General features: G+C 70.0%; 15 protein-coding genes. 7 read left to right on the top strand and 8 right to left on the bottom strand.

The features are described from left to right. Nucleotides 1-17: 17 nt before the first annotated feature. Nucleotides 18-980 carry a metal ABC transporter substrate-binding protein gene (locus ACFXGI_RS21250; protein WP_384708769.1) on the bottom strand — a complete coding sequence of 321 codons (963 nt, stop codon included), beginning with the start codon at nucleotides 978-980 and terminating at the stop codon, nucleotides 18-20. A gap of 155 nt (nucleotides 981-1,135) precedes the next feature. On the opposite strand from ACFXGI_RS21250, the gene ACFXGI_RS21245 reads away from it, so the two are divergent. Beyond that, nucleotides 1,136-2,518: a glycine--tRNA ligase gene (locus ACFXGI_RS21245; protein ID WP_384708766.1), complete on the top strand. Its 1,383-nt coding sequence runs from the start codon at nucleotides 1,136-1,138 to the stop codon at nucleotides 2,516-2,518. 72 nt (nucleotides 2,519-2,590) lie between these two features. Here ACFXGI_RS21245 and ACFXGI_RS21240 read toward each other — a convergent pair whose 3' ends face one another. The 4 genes from ACFXGI_RS21240 to ACFXGI_RS21225 form a co-directional block, all read right to left on the bottom strand. After that, the gene (locus ACFXGI_RS21240) at nucleotides 2,591-3,322 is read right to left on the bottom strand and encodes a VC0807 family protein (protein ID WP_384708763.1); all 732 of its coding nucleotides are present in this window, start codon (nucleotides 3,320-3,322) and stop codon (nucleotides 2,591-2,593) included. Between the two features lie 135 nt (nucleotides 3,323-3,457). After that, nucleotides 3,458-4,051 carry a TetR family transcriptional regulator gene (locus tag ACFXGI_RS21235; RefSeq protein ID WP_384708760.1) on the bottom strand — a complete coding sequence of 198 codons (594 nt, stop codon included), beginning with the start codon at nucleotides 4,049-4,051 and terminating at the stop codon, nucleotides 3,458-3,460. A 21-nt stretch (nucleotides 4,052-4,072) separates the two neighbouring features. Then, nucleotides 4,073-5,101 carry an aldo/keto reductase gene (locus ACFXGI_RS21230; protein WP_384708757.1) on the bottom strand — a complete coding sequence of 343 codons (1,029 nt, stop codon included), beginning with the start codon at nucleotides 5,099-5,101 and terminating at the stop codon, nucleotides 4,073-4,075. 57 nt (nucleotides 5,102-5,158) lie between these two features. Continuing rightward, on the bottom strand, nucleotides 5,159-5,503 hold the full coding sequence (locus ACFXGI_RS21225) for a DoxX family protein (protein ID WP_384708754.1): 345 nt from the start codon (nucleotides 5,501-5,503) through the stop codon (nucleotides 5,159-5,161). A gap of 91 nt (nucleotides 5,504-5,594) precedes the next feature. Between ACFXGI_RS21225 and ACFXGI_RS21220 the strand changes: the two genes are divergently transcribed. Next, entirely contained in the window at nucleotides 5,595-6,050 is a 456-nt protein-coding gene (locus tag ACFXGI_RS21220; RefSeq protein ID WP_384708751.1) for a MarR family winged helix-turn-helix transcriptional regulator, read from the top strand. A gap of 56 nt (nucleotides 6,051-6,106) precedes the next feature. Here the strand turns inward: ACFXGI_RS21220 and ACFXGI_RS21215 are convergent, their stop codons facing one another. Beyond that, on the bottom strand, nucleotides 6,107-7,558 hold the full coding sequence (locus ACFXGI_RS21215; RefSeq protein ID WP_384708748.1) for an MFS transporter: 1,452 nt from the start codon (nucleotides 7,556-7,558) through the stop codon (nucleotides 6,107-6,109). A gap of 64 nt (nucleotides 7,559-7,622) precedes the next feature. On the opposite strand from ACFXGI_RS21215, the gene dusB reads away from it, so the two are divergent. The 5 genes from dusB to ACFXGI_RS21190 all read left to right on the top strand — a co-directional run bounded on the left by dusB (nucleotide 7,623) and on the right by ACFXGI_RS21190 (nucleotide 14,522). Further along, nucleotides 7,623-8,765, top strand: coding sequence for a tRNA dihydrouridine synthase DusB (dusB, locus tag ACFXGI_RS21210; protein WP_384708745.1), 1,143 nt, complete (start codon nucleotides 7,623-7,625; stop codon nucleotides 8,763-8,765). Nucleotides 8,766-9,141: 376 nt separating this feature from the next. Next, the gene (gene ppdK / locus ACFXGI_RS21205) at nucleotides 9,142-11,850 is read left to right on the top strand and encodes a pyruvate, phosphate dikinase (RefSeq protein ID WP_384708742.1); all 2,709 of its coding nucleotides are present in this window, start codon (nucleotides 9,142-9,144) and stop codon (nucleotides 11,848-11,850) included. 389 nt (nucleotides 11,851-12,239) lie between these two features. Continuing rightward, on the top strand, nucleotides 12,240-13,292 hold the full coding sequence (locus ACFXGI_RS21200) for a helix-turn-helix domain-containing protein (protein ID WP_384708739.1): 1,053 nt from the start codon (nucleotides 12,240-12,242) through the stop codon (nucleotides 13,290-13,292). Nucleotides 13,293-13,500: 208 nt separating this feature from the next. Next, nucleotides 13,501-13,965, top strand: coding sequence for a group III truncated hemoglobin (locus ACFXGI_RS21195; protein WP_384708736.1), 465 nt, complete (start codon nucleotides 13,501-13,503; stop codon nucleotides 13,963-13,965). A 152-nt stretch (nucleotides 13,966-14,117) separates the two neighbouring features. After that, on the top strand, nucleotides 14,118-14,522 hold the full coding sequence (locus tag ACFXGI_RS21190; protein WP_384708734.1) for a VOC family protein: 405 nt from the start codon (nucleotides 14,118-14,120) through the stop codon (nucleotides 14,520-14,522). A gap of 7 nt (nucleotides 14,523-14,529) precedes the next feature. Here ACFXGI_RS21190 and nirD read toward each other — a convergent pair whose 3' ends face one another. Both nirD and nirB read right to left on the bottom strand, forming a co-directional pair. Further along, nucleotides 14,530-14,874 (bottom strand): nitrite reductase small subunit NirD, encoded by a 345-nt coding sequence (nirD, locus tag ACFXGI_RS21185; protein WP_384708731.1) that lies wholly within the window; start codon nucleotides 14,872-14,874, stop codon nucleotides 14,530-14,532. Further along, the gene (nirB, locus tag ACFXGI_RS21180) at nucleotides 14,871-17,450 is read right to left on the bottom strand and encodes a nitrite reductase large subunit NirB (RefSeq protein ID WP_384708728.1); all 2,580 of its coding nucleotides are present in this window, start codon (nucleotides 17,448-17,450) and stop codon (nucleotides 14,871-14,873) included. The genes nirD and nirB overlap by 4 nt, the downstream gene beginning before the upstream one ends. Between the last annotated feature and the right edge of the window lie 2 nt (nucleotides 17,451-17,452).

The following is a 17,452-nucleotide window of genomic DNA, read 5'->3' as shown; positions in this document are numbered from 1 at the left end:
CGCCTCCGTTACTGCCATTACTTGCTACCGAGCGCCTTCTGCAGGTTCTTCAGGTTGGACCGCATGACCTCGAAGTAGTCAGCGCCCTGGGACTTGTCGGTGATTCCCTCGAGCGGGTCGAGGACGTCGGTCTTCAGACCCGTGTCGGTGGCGAGCGACTTGGCCGTCTTGTCGCTGGCCAGCGTCTCGAAGAACACGGTCGAGACATTGTCCTTCCTCGCGACGGCCTGGAGCTCCTTCATCCGGGCCGGGCTCGGCTCGGACTCGGGGTCGACGCCGGAGATGCCCTCCTGGTCGAGGCCGTAGCGCTCGGCGAGGTAGCCGAAGGCGGAGTGCGTGGTGATGAAGGTCTTGGACGCGGTGTTCCGCAGGCCGTCCTTGAACTCCGTGTCGAGCGCGGTCAGCTTGCCGAGCAGCTCGTCGGTGTTCTTGCGGTAGTCCGCCGCGTGGTCCGGGTCGGCCTTCTCCAGGGCCGCGCCGACGCCCTTGGCGACCTCGGCGTACTTCACCGGGTCCAGCCAGACGTGCGGGTCCTCGCCGGCCTCGCCGTGGGCGTGGTCGTGACCCTCCTCGCCCTCGCCCTCGTGGGCGTGGCCGGAGGAGCCGTGGACCTCCAGCTTGGTGAGCTTGGCGGCATCGACCACGTGCTTCACGCCGGACTGGGCGACGGCCTTGTCGACGGCGGGCTGCAGGCCCTTGAGGTAGAGGACGACATCGGATTCGCCCAGCTGCCCGGTCTGCTTCGGCGTGATCTCCAGGTCGTGCGGTTCTACGCCCGGCTTGGTCAGGGTGCCGACCTTCACGTGGTCCTTGCCGATCTGTTCGGCGAGGAACTGCATCGGGTAGAACGACGACATGACATCGAGCTTGCCGTCCTTGCCGCCGCCGGCGGAGGCTCCGGAGCAGGCCGTGAGGGCCGTGGCGCCGAGGGCTACGGCTCCGGCGAGGGCGGCGGTGGGTATGAGGCGTCGTACGTTCATGACATCCATTTTCATCAAAGATGGAAACGATTGTCAAAAACCCAGGTGAGGGGCCCGGGGGCGGTGCCGTGGAAGGGGAACCGATTTGAAAGGGGGGGTGCGGGCGCCGGTAACCTAAAGCCTTCGCCGTTCGTCCTCGTAATGAAGAGAGCACCGTGGCCGCCGACAAGATCGAAACCATCGTCAGCCTGAGCAAGCGCCGTGGCTTCGTTTTCCCGTGCAGTGACATCTACGGCGGCTCCAAGGCCGCCTGGGACTACGGTCCGCTGGGTGTCGAGCTCAAGGAGAACATCAAGCGCCAGTGGTGGAAGGCCATGGTCACCGGGCGCGAGGACATCGTCGGCCTCGACTCTTCCGTGATCCTGGCTCCCGAGGTCTGGGTCGCCTCCGGTCACGTCGCGACCTTCTCGGACCCGCTGACCGAGTGCACCTCCTGTCACAAGCGCCACCGCGCCGACCACCTGGAAGAGGCGTACGAGGCCAAGCACGGCCGCCTCCCCGCGAACGGCCTCGCCGACATCAACTGCCCCAACTGCGGTGTGAAGGGCCAGTTCACCGAGCCGAAGCAGTTCTCCGGCATGCTGGAGACCCACCTCGGCCCGACCCAGGACACCGGCTCGAAGGCGTACCTGCGCCCCGAGACCGCCCAGGGCATCTTCACCAACTACGCCCACGTGCAGACCACCGCGCGCAAGAAGCCCCCGTTCGGCATCGCGCAGATGGGCAAGTCCTTCCGCAACGAGATCACTCCGGGCAACTTCATCTTCCGCACGCGCGAGTTCGAGCAGATGGAGATGGAGTTCTTCGTCAAGCCGGGCGAGGACGAGCAGTGGCAGGAGTACTGGATGCAGGAGCGGTGGAACTGGTACCGCGACCTCGGCATCCGCGAGGAGAACATCCGCTGGTACGACCACCCGAAGGAGAAGCTGTCCCACTACTCGAAGCGCACTGCCGACATCGAGTACCGCTTCAACTTCGGCGGCAACGAGTTCTCCGAGCTGGAGGGCGTCGCCAACCGCACCGACTTCGACCTGAAGGCGCACTCCGCGGCCTCCGGCCAGGAACTCGTCTACTTCGACCAGGAGACGAAGGAGAAGTACACCCCGTACGTCATCGAGCCGGCGGCCGGTGTGAACCGCGCCATGCTCGCCTTCATGCTCGACGCCTTCAACGAGGACGAGGCCCCGAACGCCAAGGGCGTCATGGAGAAGCGCACCGTGATGCGCTTCGACCCGCGCCTGGCCCCGGTCAAGGTCGCCGTCCTGCCGCTGTCCCGCAACGCGCAGCTGTCGCCGAAGGCCAAGGGCCTGGCCGCCGACCTGCGCAAGTTCTGGAACATCGAGTTCGACGACGCGGGTGCCATCGGCCGCCGCTACCGCCGCCAGGACGAGATCGGTACGCCGTTCTGCGTCACCGTCGACTTCGACACCCTGGACGACAACGCCGTGACCGTGCGTGAGCGCGACACCATGAAGCAGGAGCGCGTCTCCCTGGACCAGATCCAGAGCTACCTCGGCAGCCGCCTGCTCGGCTGCTAGTTCTTGCTCGAAAGGCCGGTGGCCCGGTGCGCGATCCGCGCACCGGGCCACCGGCCTTTTCCGTACGGGGGCTCAGGCGGTGAGGTCCCCGGCCTGTCCGCCCACGGCGGCGGCAGCCGCTGCTGCGGCCCGCTTCTCGCCCTCCGCCTTGGTGCGCTTGACGAAACGGACCGTCCAGAGGGCGAGGCCGCCGAGCGTTCCGTAGATCATGAACGGGCTGAGGGTCACCATGGTGGAGGTGTCCAGGACGAACGACAGGGCGATGCGCACCGCCGCCTCGATGAGGTAGACCACGCCCCAGACCAGGGTCATGCGGCGCTGTGCGTTGCGGAAGCCCTCGAACTGCCACAGGCCGTTGTAGTACGCGACGCCCGCCGGGGTGCCGTCCGTGCCGAACTTCCGGCCGAAGTAGAACATCAGCGGACGCGGCGCGAGCAGCGTGGCCAGGCACAGGACCCCGAACAGGCCCGTGACGACCGAGTCCTTGACCAGCAGGGCCTGCGTGGACTGGGCACCCGCGAGGGAGACCACGGCAGTGATCACCAAGAACACCAGGGTGACGATGGCGAACTCGTCGAGCTTGCGCCGCCAGGCCACCATGACGGCGCTGTCGAGCACCGGCCAGGCGCCGCTGGCCAGCAGGGCGGAAGCCTCGCTCCAGCCGTGGTCGTCGACGAGGGTGTTGTACGTGACGATCGGTGCCACCACGTTCAGTGCGATGGTCAGGACCAAGCCGATCGCCGCGGCGCCGCCGGAGCGGGCCGGAGGCGCGGGCTGTGCTGCCTGAGCGGGTTGAGCCGACAAGGTTCCCCCTGGAACGTGGCTGATGAAGTGCGGTAGGGGGAACGTATGGACTTTGACGGGGTACGGACAAGACAGCCCCGCCCCAAATGATCATCAAGTCGTCCGGAGTGGCTCGTTCCGGATGCTCGAAACCGGTCAGGCGCGAAGGCCCCGGATCACGAGCGCGGTGACCGCCTCGAACTCCGTGATGATCGTGGGCCTCAGCCACTCCGCCGCGTACTGCGGATCGTGGAAACGGCCGGTGGCGTCGAACACCGCCCGGGCGGCGGCCGGAACATCGGGCGCACTGAGCGAGCCCGCCTCGACGCCCTCCGCGATGATCCGGCACAACTGCTCGATCAGCTGGCTCAGGTGCTGATCCACCACATCGCTGTTCTCGGCGAGCAGCACCGTGTACGTCGCGAACAGCTCCGGGTCGTCACCCGCCTTGTGGCGCTTGGCCTCGAACAGCGCCTCCAGCCACGCCTCCAGCTTGGAGGGCGCGGTCCCGGTAAAGGCCGACGTGATCTCCTCCAGGCGGACGACGTTCTTGGTGAGCCAGCGGTCCGTGACGGCCTCGCGCAGCGCCGCCTTCGACGGGAAGTGCCGGTACACACTGCCGTGGCTGACGCCCAGGGCGCGGGCCACGTCCACCACGGTCGCCTTGGTGGGGCCGAAGCGGCGCAGCACCTCCTCGGTGGTCTCGAGGATGCGCTCGGGTGTCAGGGGCTCGGCAGCAGCGGGGGGCATGAGTACGACCGTACCGCCCGCTCAGTGCTCGCTGTCGAGGTGGGCCATCTGCGCTTCCGGGTACCGGTCGCCGGCCGCCGCTCCCGCAGGGACCGCCTCCTCGATGGCCGCCAGGTCCGCGGCGGTCAGCTCCACGGCCGTGGCACCCAGTGCCTCGGCCAGTCTGTCCCGACGGCGGGCGCCCACCAGCGGCACGATGTCCTCGCCGCGCGAGAGCACCCAGGCGATGGCGGTCTGGGCGACGCTGACCCCCTTGTCCTCCGCGACCTTGCGCAGGGCGTCGACCAGGTCGAGGTTGCGCTGCAGGTTCTCGCCCTGGAAACGGGGGCTCATCCCGCGGAAGTCGCCGGGCGCCAGCTCCCGGTCGCGGCCGAAGTGCCCGCTGATCAGGCCGCGGCTCAGCACCCCGTACGCCGTGATCCCGATGCCCAGCTCGCGGGCGGTCGGCAGGATCTCCGCCTCGATGCCGCGGGAGATGAGCGAGTACTCGATCTGGAGGTCCGAGATCGGCGCCACGGCCGCGGCGCGGCGCAGGGTGTCCGCACCGACCTCGGAGAGGCCGATGTGCCGTACGTGCCCGGCTTCGACGGCCTCGGCGATGGCGCCGACGGTCTCCTCGATCGGGACGGACGGGTCGACGCGGGCGATCCGGTAGACGTCGATGTGGTCCCGGCCCAGGCGCTGGAGTGAGTAGGCCAGGAAGTTCTTGACGGCCTCGGGGCGGCCGTCATAGCCGGTGAAACCGCCCTCGACGGTTCGCAGGGCGCCGAACTTCACGCTGACCAGCGCCTGCTCGCGGGCCGCGGCGGGCGCGGTGCGCAGGGCTTCGCCGATGAGCATCTCGTTGTGCCCCATGCCGTAGAAGTCGCCGGTGTCGAGCAGCGCGCTCGCGCCGTCGGGGACGGCGTCCAGGTAGGCGTGGATGGTCGCGACGGACTCGGTGCGATCGGCTTCCCCGTACAGGGCGGACATGCCCATGCAGCCCAGCCCCAGCGGGAAGACGGAGGGGCCGGTCGAGCCGAGGGTGCGGGTGTGCTCGTTCGTGGTCATGGAACAACCATGGCATGACGAGTGACAGATTTCAATATCTGTCACTCGTCAGGGCGGCTATGCCGCCACCCGCAGGGCCAGCGCCGCCGCCGCGACCAGGGCGAGGACGGCCGCCGGGGCCAGTTCGAAGTCCTTGACGCGCAGGTGGCTGATGACCGCGCCGATGAAGTAGAGCGTCACGCCGACGGCGGCGGCCACGCCCAGCGGCGTTACCCACAGGCCCGCGACCAGGCCCGCCGCGCCCGCCGCCTTCAGGGCGGCCAGCCGCGGCAGCCAGGCGTCCGGGACCTCCACCTTCCGCATGCTCGCCATGACCGCCTCGTTCCGCTGGAGCGTGAAGGTGGCGGACGCGGTCAGGACGAGTGCGAGCAGGCCGGCGACGACGGCGTAGGCAATAAACATGATGGACTCCAACGATCGGTGATGTTGAATCATTGAACAGCATCAACGATCGAAACTCTGCAACCATTCCTCGATTGTTACGATGTCCGATATGACGGCAGCTCAGGACTCCCCGCACCCCCCGCAGCGACTGGGCCTGCTGCTGGCCTGGCACGGCTCGATCACCGAGACCCTCATGAGGAAGGCGCTCAGCGCGGCCGGGCTCACCCCGCGGCACGCGATGACGCTGATGCACCTGGAGGACGGCCCCATCGGCCAGCGGGTGCTCGCCGAGCGGCTGGAGGTGGATCCCAGCGTGCTGGTCGGCATCCTGAACGACCTGGAGGGCGAGGGCCTGGCCGTCCGCCGCCGGGATCCGGCGGACCGCCGCCGTCACAACGTGGCCATCACCGAGGCCGGATCCAGCGCCCTCGCCAAGACGAACGCGGCGCTCGACGAGGTCGAGCTCTCGCTGTTCTCGGCGTTCTCGCAGCAGGATCGGGACGCCCTGCGCGCACTGCTGGGCCGGATCGACTCGAACCCCGAACACTTCGAGTGCGGCGGGTAAGGGGCCCCGGGGTCCTGGGCCCCGTCCTTCGGATCAGGCCCCGGTGCTCCCCGGTCTCAGCCGCGCGGCGGCGCCGCGGCCCGTGACGGTCCTGCCGCCTCCTGCTCCAGCGTGCGGGCCGTCCGCGCCGCCGTCGCCATGGCCCAGCGACCGCTGGTCGCGGCGCCCACCACGAGCGCGAGCAGTCCGCAGCCCGTGATGATCCACCAGGCCGGCCGCGTCGCCTCGACGAAATCGGCGCCGCCCGCCGTCCCCGCCGCCAGGACCGCGCCGATCACGGCCACGCCCAGTGTTCCGCCGGTCTGCCTGCTGGTCGAGGCGACGGCGGCCGCCACCCCCGCCTGGGCCCGGGGCATCCCGGAGACCGCCGTGTTCGTGATGGGCGCGTTCACCATGCCGAAGCCGAGCCCGAACAGCACGTAAGCGGTGAACAGCAGCGGTGTCGACGTCTCCGCCGAGAAGGCGGCGAACAGCACCCCGCTCGCCGCCATCGCCGTCCCCGCGATCAGCAGCGACGGCCGCGGCCCCCGATTGCCGACCAGGCGGCCCGACAGCGGGGCGCAGAGGAAGGTGAGCAGGGCCATCGGCAGCATGTAGAGCCCGGCCTCGAGCGCGCTGAGCCCCCGTACCTCCTGCAGGTACAGGGTGTTCAGGAACAGGAACCCCGACAGCGCGGCGAAGGCCCCGATCGCGATCACCGTCGCGCCGCTGAAGGGAGCGCTCCGGAAGAACCGCGGGTCGATCAGCGGCTCCGTCCGCCGCGGCTCGTAGACCAGCAGCCCCACCAGCGAGGCCACGGCCAGGGCGGCGCAGCCGAGGATGACCGGGGAGTTCCAGCCGGCGCTCGGCGCCTCGATGATCCCGTACGTCATGGAGCCCAGCAGGGCCATGACCAGCAGCTGGCCCACCGGGTCCGGACGGCGCGGGCGCGCCGCCCGGGACTCGGGGACGAACCGCAGGGTCAGCGCCAGGGCCAGCAGCCCGATCGGGAGGTTGATCCAGAAAATGGACCGCCAGCCGACGGACTCCACCAGGAGCCCGCCGATCAGCGGTCCCACGGCCATGGAGATGCCGACCACCGCGCCCCAGGCGCCGATGGCCCGGGCCCGCTCGCGCGGATCCGTGAAGGTGTTGGTGATGATCGACATGGCGACCGGGTTGAGCATCGAGCCGCCCACGGCCTGGACCATCCGGAAGGCGATCAGCCACTCCAGGGTTGGCGCCAGCGAGCAGAGCAGCGAGCCGGCGGTGAAGAACACCAGGCCCACGGTGAAGACCCTGCGGCGCCCGATCCGGTCCGCCGTGGAGCCCGCCAGCATCAGCAGCGAGGCCAGGACCAGCGTGTACGCGTCGATCGTCCACTGCATGCCGGAGACCGAGGCGTCCAGCTCGCGGCGCATCGAGGGCAGGGCGACGTTCAGGACGGTCACGTCGAGGCTGACGATGAGCAGGCTCATGCAGCAGATCGCCAGGACCAGCATCCGCCGTCGGCGGCTCAACTCCGGCACAGTTCCGATAGTACGCCTAACTAAAGAGATGCGTGCTCCGCTCGGTCTGGGCGACAATGGGGGGATGACCACGCTCCCCCCGCCGCTCGCGATCGGCCCGCACACCGTGCAGCCCCCCGTGGTGCTCGCCCCCATGGCCGGCATCACCAATGCCCCGTTCCGCACCCTCTGCCGGGAGTTCAGCGGCGGCAAGGGACTGTTCGTGAGCGAGATGATCACGACCCGCGCCCTGGTCGAGCGCAACGAGAAGACCATGCAGCTGATCCACTTCGACGAGACCGAGAAGCCTCGCTCGATCCAGCTGTACGGAGTCGACCCGGCGACGGTCGGCAAGGCGGTCCGCATGATCGTCGAAGAGGACCGTGCCGACCACATCGACCTCAACTTCGGCTGCCCGGTGCCCAAGGTGACCCGCAAGGGCGGCGGCTCCGCCCTCCCGTACAAGCGGAACCTGCTGCGCGCGATCCTGCGCGAGGCGGTCGCGGGCGCCGGCGACCTGCCGGTCACCATGAAGATGCGCAAGGGCATCAACGACGACCACCTCACCTACCTGGACGCCGGCCGCATCGCCGTCGAGGAAGGCGTCACCGCCATCGCCCTGCACGGGCGCACCACCGCCCAGCACTACGGCGGCACCGCCGACTGGGACGCCATCGCGCGGCTCAAGGAGCACGTGCCGGAGATCCCCGTGCTCGGCAACGGCGACATCTGGTGCGCCGAGGACGCGCTGCGCATGGTCCGCGAGACCGGCTGCGACGGAGTGGTCGTGGGACGCGGCTGCCTCGGCCGCCCGTGGCTGTTCAACGACTTGGTCGCGGCCTTCGAGGGGCGCCCCGAGGACTTCCACAAGCCCACGCTGCGCGAGGTCGCGGGCACCATGCACCGCCACGCCCAGCTGCTGGGCGAGTGGATCGGCGACGAGGCGCGCGGGGTGATCGACTTCCGTAAGCACGTGGCCTGGTACCTCAAGGGCTTCTCGGTGGGTTCCGAGATGCGGAAGAAGCTCGCGGTCACCTCGTCCCTGGCCGAGCTGAACGCTCATCTGAGCGAGCTCGACCTGGACCAGGCATGGCCCGAGAGCGCGGACGGCCCGCGCGGCCGGACGTCCGGAAACAACCGGGTTGTCCTCCCGGATGGCTGGCTGAAGGATCCGTACGACTGCGCGGGCGTGAGCGCGGATGCCGAACTGGACACGTCCGGGGGCTGAGAATCAGCTGACAAACTATGCCACCAGCGGCGTGACATACGCCACGCATGGGTGGGGTTGCGCTCACATGAGCGCGAGAATCACGGGTATGACTTCCAAAGGGTGGCACTGGGTGCCACCCTTTGTGCGTTCAAGATTTGAACGCAAATGTATCGATGATCGCTCATCCGAGCAGAAACAGGCCTCAGGAGGCCCTTCCGGTTTCGGGAGGTGAACGCTCTTCGTATGTTCTGGCTACCCATCGGTTACTTTCGATCTGGTGGCGCACGAGTGGTTACAGGCACATGACGACCAAGTGGACGTACCCAGAAGCCTTCGATCTGGGTATGTTCCTGGCCGTCAGGGCAGCCACCGAGTCCTCGAGGAGTCGAGACCCGTGTCGGAAAACAAAGATCAGAAGTTCGTCTACGACTTCACCGAGGGAAACCGCGACCTCAAGGACCTTCTCGGCGGCAAGGGGGCCAACCTCGCCGAGATGACCAACCTGGGTCTGCCGGTCCCTCCCGGCTTCACCATCACCACCGAGGCCTGCAAGGTCTACCTCGACAGCGGAGAGGCCCCGGCCGCGCTGCGCGACGAGGTCAGCGCCCACCTGGCGGCCCTCGAGGCGAAGATGGGCAAGAAGCTCGGCCAGTCGGACGACCCGCTGCTGGTCTCCGTGCGTTCCGGTGCCAAGTTCTCGATGCCGGGCATGATGGACACGGTCCTCAACATCGGCCTCTCCGACGAGTCCGTGGCCGGCCTCGCCTCCCAGGCCGGCAACGAGCGCTTCGCGTGGGACTCGTACCGCCGCCTCATCCAGATGTTCGGCAAGACCGTCCTCGGCGTCGAGGGCGAGCTCTTCGAGGAGGCCCTCGACGAGGCCAAGGCCGCCAAGAAGGTCACCGTCGACACCGACCTCGACGCCGCCGACCTCAAGAAGCTGGTCACCCGCTTCAAGAAGATCGTCGCCAAGCAGGCCGGCCGCGAGTTCCCGCAGGACGCCCGCGAGCAGCTCGACCTCGCCGTCGAGGCGGTCTTCAACTCCTGGAACACCGACCGTGCCAAGCTCTACCGCCGCCAGGAGCGCATCCCGAGCGACCTGGGCACCGCGGTCAACATCTGCTCCATGGTCTTCGGCAACCTGGGCCCCGACTCCGGCACCGGCGTCGCCTTCACCCGCGACCCGGCCAGCGGCCACGCGGGCGTCTACGGCGACTACCTGCAGAACGCCCAGGGCGAGGACGTCGTCGCGGGCATCCGCAACACCGTTCCGCTGGCGGACCTGGAGTCGATCGACAAGGCTTCGTACGACCAGCTCATGACGATCATGACGACGCTGGAGACCCACTACAAGGATCTCTGCGACATCGAGTTCACCATCGAGCGCGGCCAGCTGTGGATGCTGCAGACCCGCGTCGGCAAGCGCACCGCCGGCGCCGCCTTCCGCATCGCCACCCAGCTCGTGGACCAGGGCCTCATCGACGAGGCCGAGGCGCTGCAGCGCGTCAACGGCGCCCAGCTCGCGCAGCTGATGTTCCCGCGCTTCGACGAGGACGCCAAGAGCGCGCTGCTCGGCCGCGGCATCGCCGCCTCCCCGGGCGCGGCCGTCGGCAAGGCCGTCTTCGACTCGTACACGGCCGTCAAGTGGTCCCGCTCCGGCGAGAAGGTCATCCTGATCCGCCGCGAGACCAACCCGGACGACCTGGACGGCATGATCGCCGCCGAGGGCATCCTGACCTCGCGCGGCGGCAAGACCTCGCACGCCGCCGTCGTGGCCCGCGGCATGGGCAAGACCTGCGTCTGCGGCGCCGAGGACCTCGAGGTCGACACCAAGCGCCGCCGGATGACGGTCGGCGGCACGGTGGTCGAGGAGGGCGACGTCGTCTCCATCGACGGCTCCACCGGCAAGGTCTACCTCGGTGAGGTACCCGTCGTACCGTCCCCGGTCGTCGAGTACTTCGAGGGCCGCATGCACGCCGGCGCCGACGACGCCGACGAGCTGGTCCAGGCCGTCCACCGGATCATGGCCTACGCGGACCGCGTCCGCCGGCTGCGGGTGCGCGCCAACGCCGACAACGCCGAGGACGCACTGCGCGCCCGCCGCTTCGGCGCCCAGGGCATCGGCCTGTGCCGCACCGAGCACATGTTCCTCGGCGAGCGCCGCGAGCTGGTCGAGCACCTGATCCTCGCGGACACCGACAAGGAGCGCGAGGCGGCACTGAGTGCCCTCCTGCCGCTCCAGAAGAAGGACTTCGTCGAGCTGTTCGAGGCGATGGACGGACTGCCCGTCACCGTCCGTCTCCTCGACCCGCCGCTGCACGAGTTCCTGCCCGACATCACCGAGCTGTCGGTGCGCGTCGCCCTCGCCGAGGCCCGCAAGGACGCCAACGAGAACGACCTGCGCCTGCTCCAGGCCGTGCACAAGCTGCACGAGCAGAACCCGATGCTGGGTCTGCGCGGTGTCCGCCTCGGCCTGGTCATCCCCGGTCTGTTCGCCATGCAGGTCCGGGCGATCGCCGAGGCCGCGGCCGAGCGCAAGAACGCCAAGGGCGACCCGCGCGCCGAGATCATGGTCCCGCTCGTGGGCACCGTCCAGGAGCTGGAGATCGTCCGCGAGGAGGCCGACGCGGTCATCGCCGAGGTCGAGGCCGCCACGGGCACCAGCCTCAAGCTGTCCATCGGCACGATGATCGAGCTGCCGCGCGCCGCCCTGACCGCCGGCCAGATCGCCGAGGCCGCGCAGTTCTTCTCCTTCGGCACGAACGACCTGACCCAGACGGTGTGGGGCTTCTCCCGCGACGACGTCGAGGCCAGCTTCTTCACCGCGTACCTGGAGAAGGGCATCTTCGGGGTCTCGCCGTTCGAGACCATCGACAAGGACGGTGTCGGCGCCCTGGTCCGCAGCGCGGTCCAGGCCGGCCGGGAGACCCGCCCCGACCTCAAGCTCGGCGTCTGCGGCGAGCACGGCGGTGACCCCGAGTCCGTCCACTTCTTCCACGAGGTGGGTCTCGACTACGTCTCCTGCTCGCCCTTCCGGATTCCGGTGGCGCGCCTGGAGGCCGGCCGTGCCGCCGCCGAGGCGAAGGGCAGCGACAGCCGCTGAGTCCCTCCAGGCCTGACACGGCCCGCTGACTGCGCGTCCGCCCCCGGGTTCCCTGACCCCCGAGGGCGGACGCGCCTCTTTTTGTTGTTCGGCAAATCTTTACGCCAGCAGGCGGTGGACGGATCCCCACCCGTCCACCGCCTGCCGGCCAATCTGCCAGGCACGTCGGCGCTTCCCGGTGCGACCGACCGCCAGGCCCCGCAAAGCCCCCCACGGCCTTCACGGAGCGTTTCGGTCGCACCGGAGTGTGCCTGGCGGAGTACAGGATTTCGGTTGTCACGCCCCCGCCGAAAGGGGTTTCAACTGTGGCCGAAAGGGCGTGGTGACGTCGTGTGACGGCATGCATACTCATGAGGCGGGGGGATTGCGGTTGCACAGGTGGGGGTTCGGTGCTGCGTATCCATTTCACTGGAGTGGACCTGGCACGCGTACGGATGGCAGGGCGTCCCGATGCGTTGTGGGAAACGATTCTGAGTTTTCACCGCTTAAGAGACCGGCGTGATGCCCGGCTCTTCGGTGAATGGCGTACGGAAACCCGGAGCAGGTTGAATAGTGAAACACGTTTGCTCGGTGCGCTCATACCGAGTCGTGGTTATTTTCCCGATTTCCTGACCCCTGTGGAGGGGCAGTACGGGTGGGACGTGGGCCTGGACGCCCTGCGCGGGATCCGCCCCGAGCGGATGCGGTGCGAGCTGGCGCTGCTGGGCGCGGGCACCGGCGTCGGGGCCGCCTTCGGCATGCCCTCGGCCGTCAGCGGGGGCGCCCACGCGCCGGTCCCGCGGCGGCTGCGGGACTTCATGGAGGGCGGCACCAAGCACCTGCCGAGACTGCTGGGCGAGCTGCGCGGCTACCACCGGGCGGCCGTGGAGCCGTACTGGACCCACATCCAGGCCCAGATCGAGGCCGAGCGGGCCGCGCGCGGCCGGGCCCTGCTGGACGGGGGCGCGGACGAGCTGCTGGCCTCGCTGCCGCCGATGCTGCGCTGGCGGGCGCCGGTCCTGGAGTGCGACTACCCCGTGGACCGCGACGTACGGCTGCGGGGGCGCGGGCTGCTGCTCCAGCCGTCGTTCTTCTGCCGGCGCACCGCCGTGACCCTGCACGACCCGGAGCTGCCGCCGGTGCTGGTCTACCCGGCGGCGGCGCAGCTGGCCTCGGCCTCCGCCGCCGGTGAATCGATTCGCCCCCTGGAGGAGCAGCGCCAGCGCACGCTGGGCAAACTCGTCGGGCACACCCGCTCGGTGGTGCTGCGGGCCATCGGCGACGGGGCCACCACCAGCGAGCTGGCCCGCCGGGCCGGGGTCTCGCTGGCCTCCGCGAGCCAGCACGCCTGCGTGATGCGCGAGGCGGGCCTGGTGACCACCCTGCGCCGGGGCAACGCCGTGCTGCACACGGTGACCCCTCTGGGGGCCGCGCTGCTGAAGGGCGGAGCGGTGGCCTCCTAGCCGGGTCCGGACGGGCCCTGCCGGTCCGGACGGCCCTGCCGGCCGTCGAGGGCCCCCGGACCGGCCGTACGGGTCGGGGGCCCGCCCGGCGGCCGGTCGGCGGGCGGCCGCTTCGCATGCAACCGGTTCGCCCGCGGTCCGCACGAAGTGACGAACGGCGGGACTTTCCGCCCTGGGACACCCCCGCGTGCGCCAGGATGGTGAAGCCATGAACCAGTTCGCCGCGGACAACGACATCTCCGGTCGCGCCGACCTCACCGTCGTGCTGCGCCGCTTCTACACCGCCGCTTTCGCCGACCGGCGGATCGGGCCGTTCTTCACCGAGATCGCCGGCACGGACCTGGAGGTCCATCTGCCCCGCATCACGGATTTCTGGGAGCGGGCCCTGTTCCGCACGGCCGGTTACGGGCGCGACGCCTTCGGCCCGCACGCCGCCCTGCACACGGCGCGGACGATGACCGCCGAGGACTTCGGGCGCTGGGTCCAGCTGTGGAACGCCGCCGTCGACGGCCTGCACCGGGGGCCGAACGCGGAGCGGGCCAAGGCGACCGGCGAGCGGATCGCCCTGGCCCTGCACAAGCGGCTGGCCGGGGCGGACCCCGCGCTGCTCCGGCGGGAGGATGCCCAAGGCTTCGTCCCGCTGGCCGCCCTGCAGCTCCGCTCACCGGCCTGACGTGCGTAAACGCGCCCTGCCCGGCGGCCTGCGGGGAACCGGCGGCTCAGTTCCCGGAAAAATTTCCGCGGGAGCGATGAGTTTTCCCGGTGCCCCCGGTCTATCTCTCGAAAGCGCACACGAGACGCACACACGAGAGAAGAGGGACCGAGATGCCCACCATGATCTTCGTCAACCTGCCGGTCAAGGACATCGAGGCCGCCAAGGCGTTCTGGGTCAAGCTCGGCTACTCCTTCAACCCCCAGTTCAGCGACGAGCAGACCGGCTGCCTGGTCATCAGCGACACGATCTTCGCGATGCTCATGACCGAGGCCCGCTTCAAGGATTTCGCGACCAAGGAGGTCGCGGACGCCACCAAGACCACCGAGGTGATGCTCGCCCTGAGCGCGGAGAGCCGGGAGCAGGTCGACGAGGTGGTCGGCGCCGCCCTCGCGGCGGGCGCCACCGAGCCCCGCCCGGCCCAGGACCTCGGCTTCATGTACGGCCGGGCCTTCGAGGACCTGGAAGGCCACGTCTGGGAGTACGTCTGGATGGACCCGGCGGCCGTCCAGGGCTGATGCCCCGCTACGCCACCGCGGCCGAGGTCACGGCGGTCCGCACCGGGTAGGTCCGGACCGCCTCCGCCTCGTCGTCCAGGCAGCGCCCCGATACGAGGTCGAAGCGCTGCTTCAGCAGCGGCGAGGCGACGAAGGGCCTGCCCTCCGCGCACCCGACCAGCCCCCGCGAGAGCACGGCCGCCCCGGTGAACGGATCCCGGTTGTCGATGGCGTACGTGCGCCCCGACCGGTCGATGAACACCGCGGCCTGGCTCCCGTCGGGCAGCAGGACCGCCACCCCCCGCCCGGGGGTCAGGTCGGACAGTTCACACACGGTCAGCCAGCCTTCGCTCACGTGCAGTTCCACGGTCATCGGGTGCCTCCCACGGCCTCCAGCGGCCGGATGTCGAGAATGGTCAGGTCGGGCTTGACCTGGTCGCGTTCGGGGACGAACTTCACGGTCGGGTCGGGGGCGCCGGGCGCGTTCACGAAGGACACGAACCGGCGCAGCCGCTCCGGGTCCTGCAGGGTCTCGGCCCATTCGTCGCGGTAGTGGGCCACGTGGTCGCTCATCAGCGCCTCCAGCTCCGCGCACAGCCCGAGCGAGTCGTGCACGACCACGTCCCGCAGGTGGTCCAGGCCGCCCTCCAGCCGGTCCAGCCAGGTGGAGGTGCGCTCCAGCCGGTCCGCCGTGCGGATGTAGAACATCAGGAACCGGTCGATGAGCCGGACCAGTTCGACGTCCGACAGGTCCTGTGCCAGCAGGTCCGCGTGGCGCGGGGTGGCCCCGCCGTTCCCGCCGACGTAGAGGTTCCAGCCGTTGGCCGTCGCGATGACGCCGAAGTCCTTGCTCTGCGCCTCCGCGCACTCGCGGGCGCAGCCGGAGACCGCCGACTTGAGCTTGTGCGGGGCGCGCAGGCCCCGGTAGCGCAGCTCCAGGTCGATGGCCATGCGGACGGAGTCCTGGACTCCGTACCGGCACCAGGTCTGGCCCACGCAGGACTTCACCGTGCGCAGGGCCTTGCCGTACGCGTGCCCGGACTCGAACCCGGCCTCCACGAGCCGGGCCCAGATCCGCGGGAGCTGGTCCACGCTGGCCCCGAAGAGGTCGATGCGCTGGCCGCCGGTGATCTTCGTGTAGAGCCCGAAGTCGCGGGCCACCTCGCCGATCACGATGAGCTTGTCGGGGGTGATCTCACCGCCGGGGATGCGCGGGACGACCGAGTACGAGCCGTTGCGCTGCAGGTTCGCGAGGAAGTGGTCGTTGGTGTCCTGGAGGGCGGCCTGCTCCCCGTCGAGGACGTAGCCGCTCGCGCCGAGGGTGGGGGCGAGCGAGGCGATGATCGAGCCGACCGTCGGCTTGCAGACCTCGCAGCCGTCGCCGCCGCGGGCGGCCTCCCGGCCGTGCCCGTCGAGGAGCTGCTCGTACGAGGTCAGCCGGCGGGTCCGGACGATCTCGTAGAGCTCGGCGCGGGTGAAGGGGAAGCAGCCGCACAGCCCCTTGTCGGTGGCCGCGGGCAGCAGCTGGCCGATCATCTTGAGGCAGCTGCCGCAGCCGGTGCCCGCCTTGGTGCATTGCTTGACCTCGGGGAGGGTCGAACAGGCGGCGATCTCCTTCTTGGTGACGTTGTGGCAGGAGCAGATCACCGCGGAGTCGGGGAGCGCCGACGGGCCGAGCGCGACGGGCGCGCCGAGGCCGGCGGGCAGGACCAGCTGGTCCGGGCTGACCGGCGGGACGCTGCCGGTGAGCGGGCGCAGCAGGCCGTACGAGTCGGCGTCGCCGACCAGGACCCCGCCGAGCAGGACCCCCTCGGGGGAGACGACCAGCTTCTTGTAGACCCCGGAGCGGGAGTCGGAGTAGACGACGTCGAGGCTGCCGGGTGCCGCGCCGTGGGCGTCGCCGAAGGAGGCCACGTCCACGCCGAGCAGCTTGAGCTTGGTGGAGAGGTCGGCTCCGGTGAACTCCTTGTCCCGGCCCAGGAGGTCCTCGGCGGCCGTCTCGGCCATCTCGTACCCGGGACCGACCAGCCCGTACACCCGGCCGTCGGCGGCCAGCGCGCACTCGCCGATGGCGTAGACGCGCGGGTCGGAGGTGCGGCAGCGGGAGTCGACGCCGATGCCGCCGCGCTCGCCGACGGTCAGGCCCGAGGCGCGGGCGAGGTGGTCGCGGGGGCGGACCCCGGCGGAGAAGACGACGAGGTCGGTGTCGACGGTGGAGCCGTCGGAGAGCCGCATGCCGCTGACGGAGCCGTCGGCTCCGGTGAGCACCTCCTGGGTGCCGACGCCGGTGTGGACCGTCAGCCCCATCGACTCGATGGTGCGCAGCAGGGCCGCGCCGCCGCCGTCGTCGACCTGGACGGGCATCAGACGCGGGGCGAACTCCACGACGCGGGTGGCGAGGCCGAGCCCCTTGAGGGCGCCGGCCGCCTCCAGCCCGAGGAGCCCGCCGCCGACGACCGCGCCGCTGCGGGGGGTCCCCCCGGATGAAGTCTGGGGGAGGTTCTTCGCGTACTCCTCGATCGCGAGCAGGTCCTCGATGGTGCGGTAGACGAAGCAGCCGGGCGCGTCCTTGCCGGGGACGGGCGGCACGAAGGGGTAGCTGCCGGTCGCGAGCACCAGCACGTCGTACGGGAACACCCGCCCGGAGCGGGAGGTGACGGTGCGGGCGTCGCGGTCGATGGACTCGGCGGGGTCGCCGAGGTGCAGCTCGATGCCGTGCTGCTCCATGAACCCGGCGGGGGTGAGAGAGAGGTCCTCGGGGGTGCTGCCGGAGAAGTACGAGGTGAGGTGCACGCGGTCGTAGGCGGGCCGGGGTTCCTCGCAGAGCACGGTGATCCGGTGCGTGGCGGCGGCCCCGCGCTCGGCGAGGGCCTCCAGGTAGCGCTGGCCGACCATGCCGTGACCGATGAGCACGATGGCGGGGGTGGGCGTGGGCGTGGCTGCGGCCATGA

The sequence above is a fragment of the Streptomyces sp. NPDC059355 genome (genome assembly GCF_042752335.1).
Taxonomy (GTDB): Bacteria; Actinomycetota; Actinomycetes; order Streptomycetales; family Streptomycetaceae; genus Streptomyces.
The sequence above is the reverse complement of the archived record's forward strand: the minus strand, read 5'-3'. Positions and strand labels throughout refer to the sequence as shown.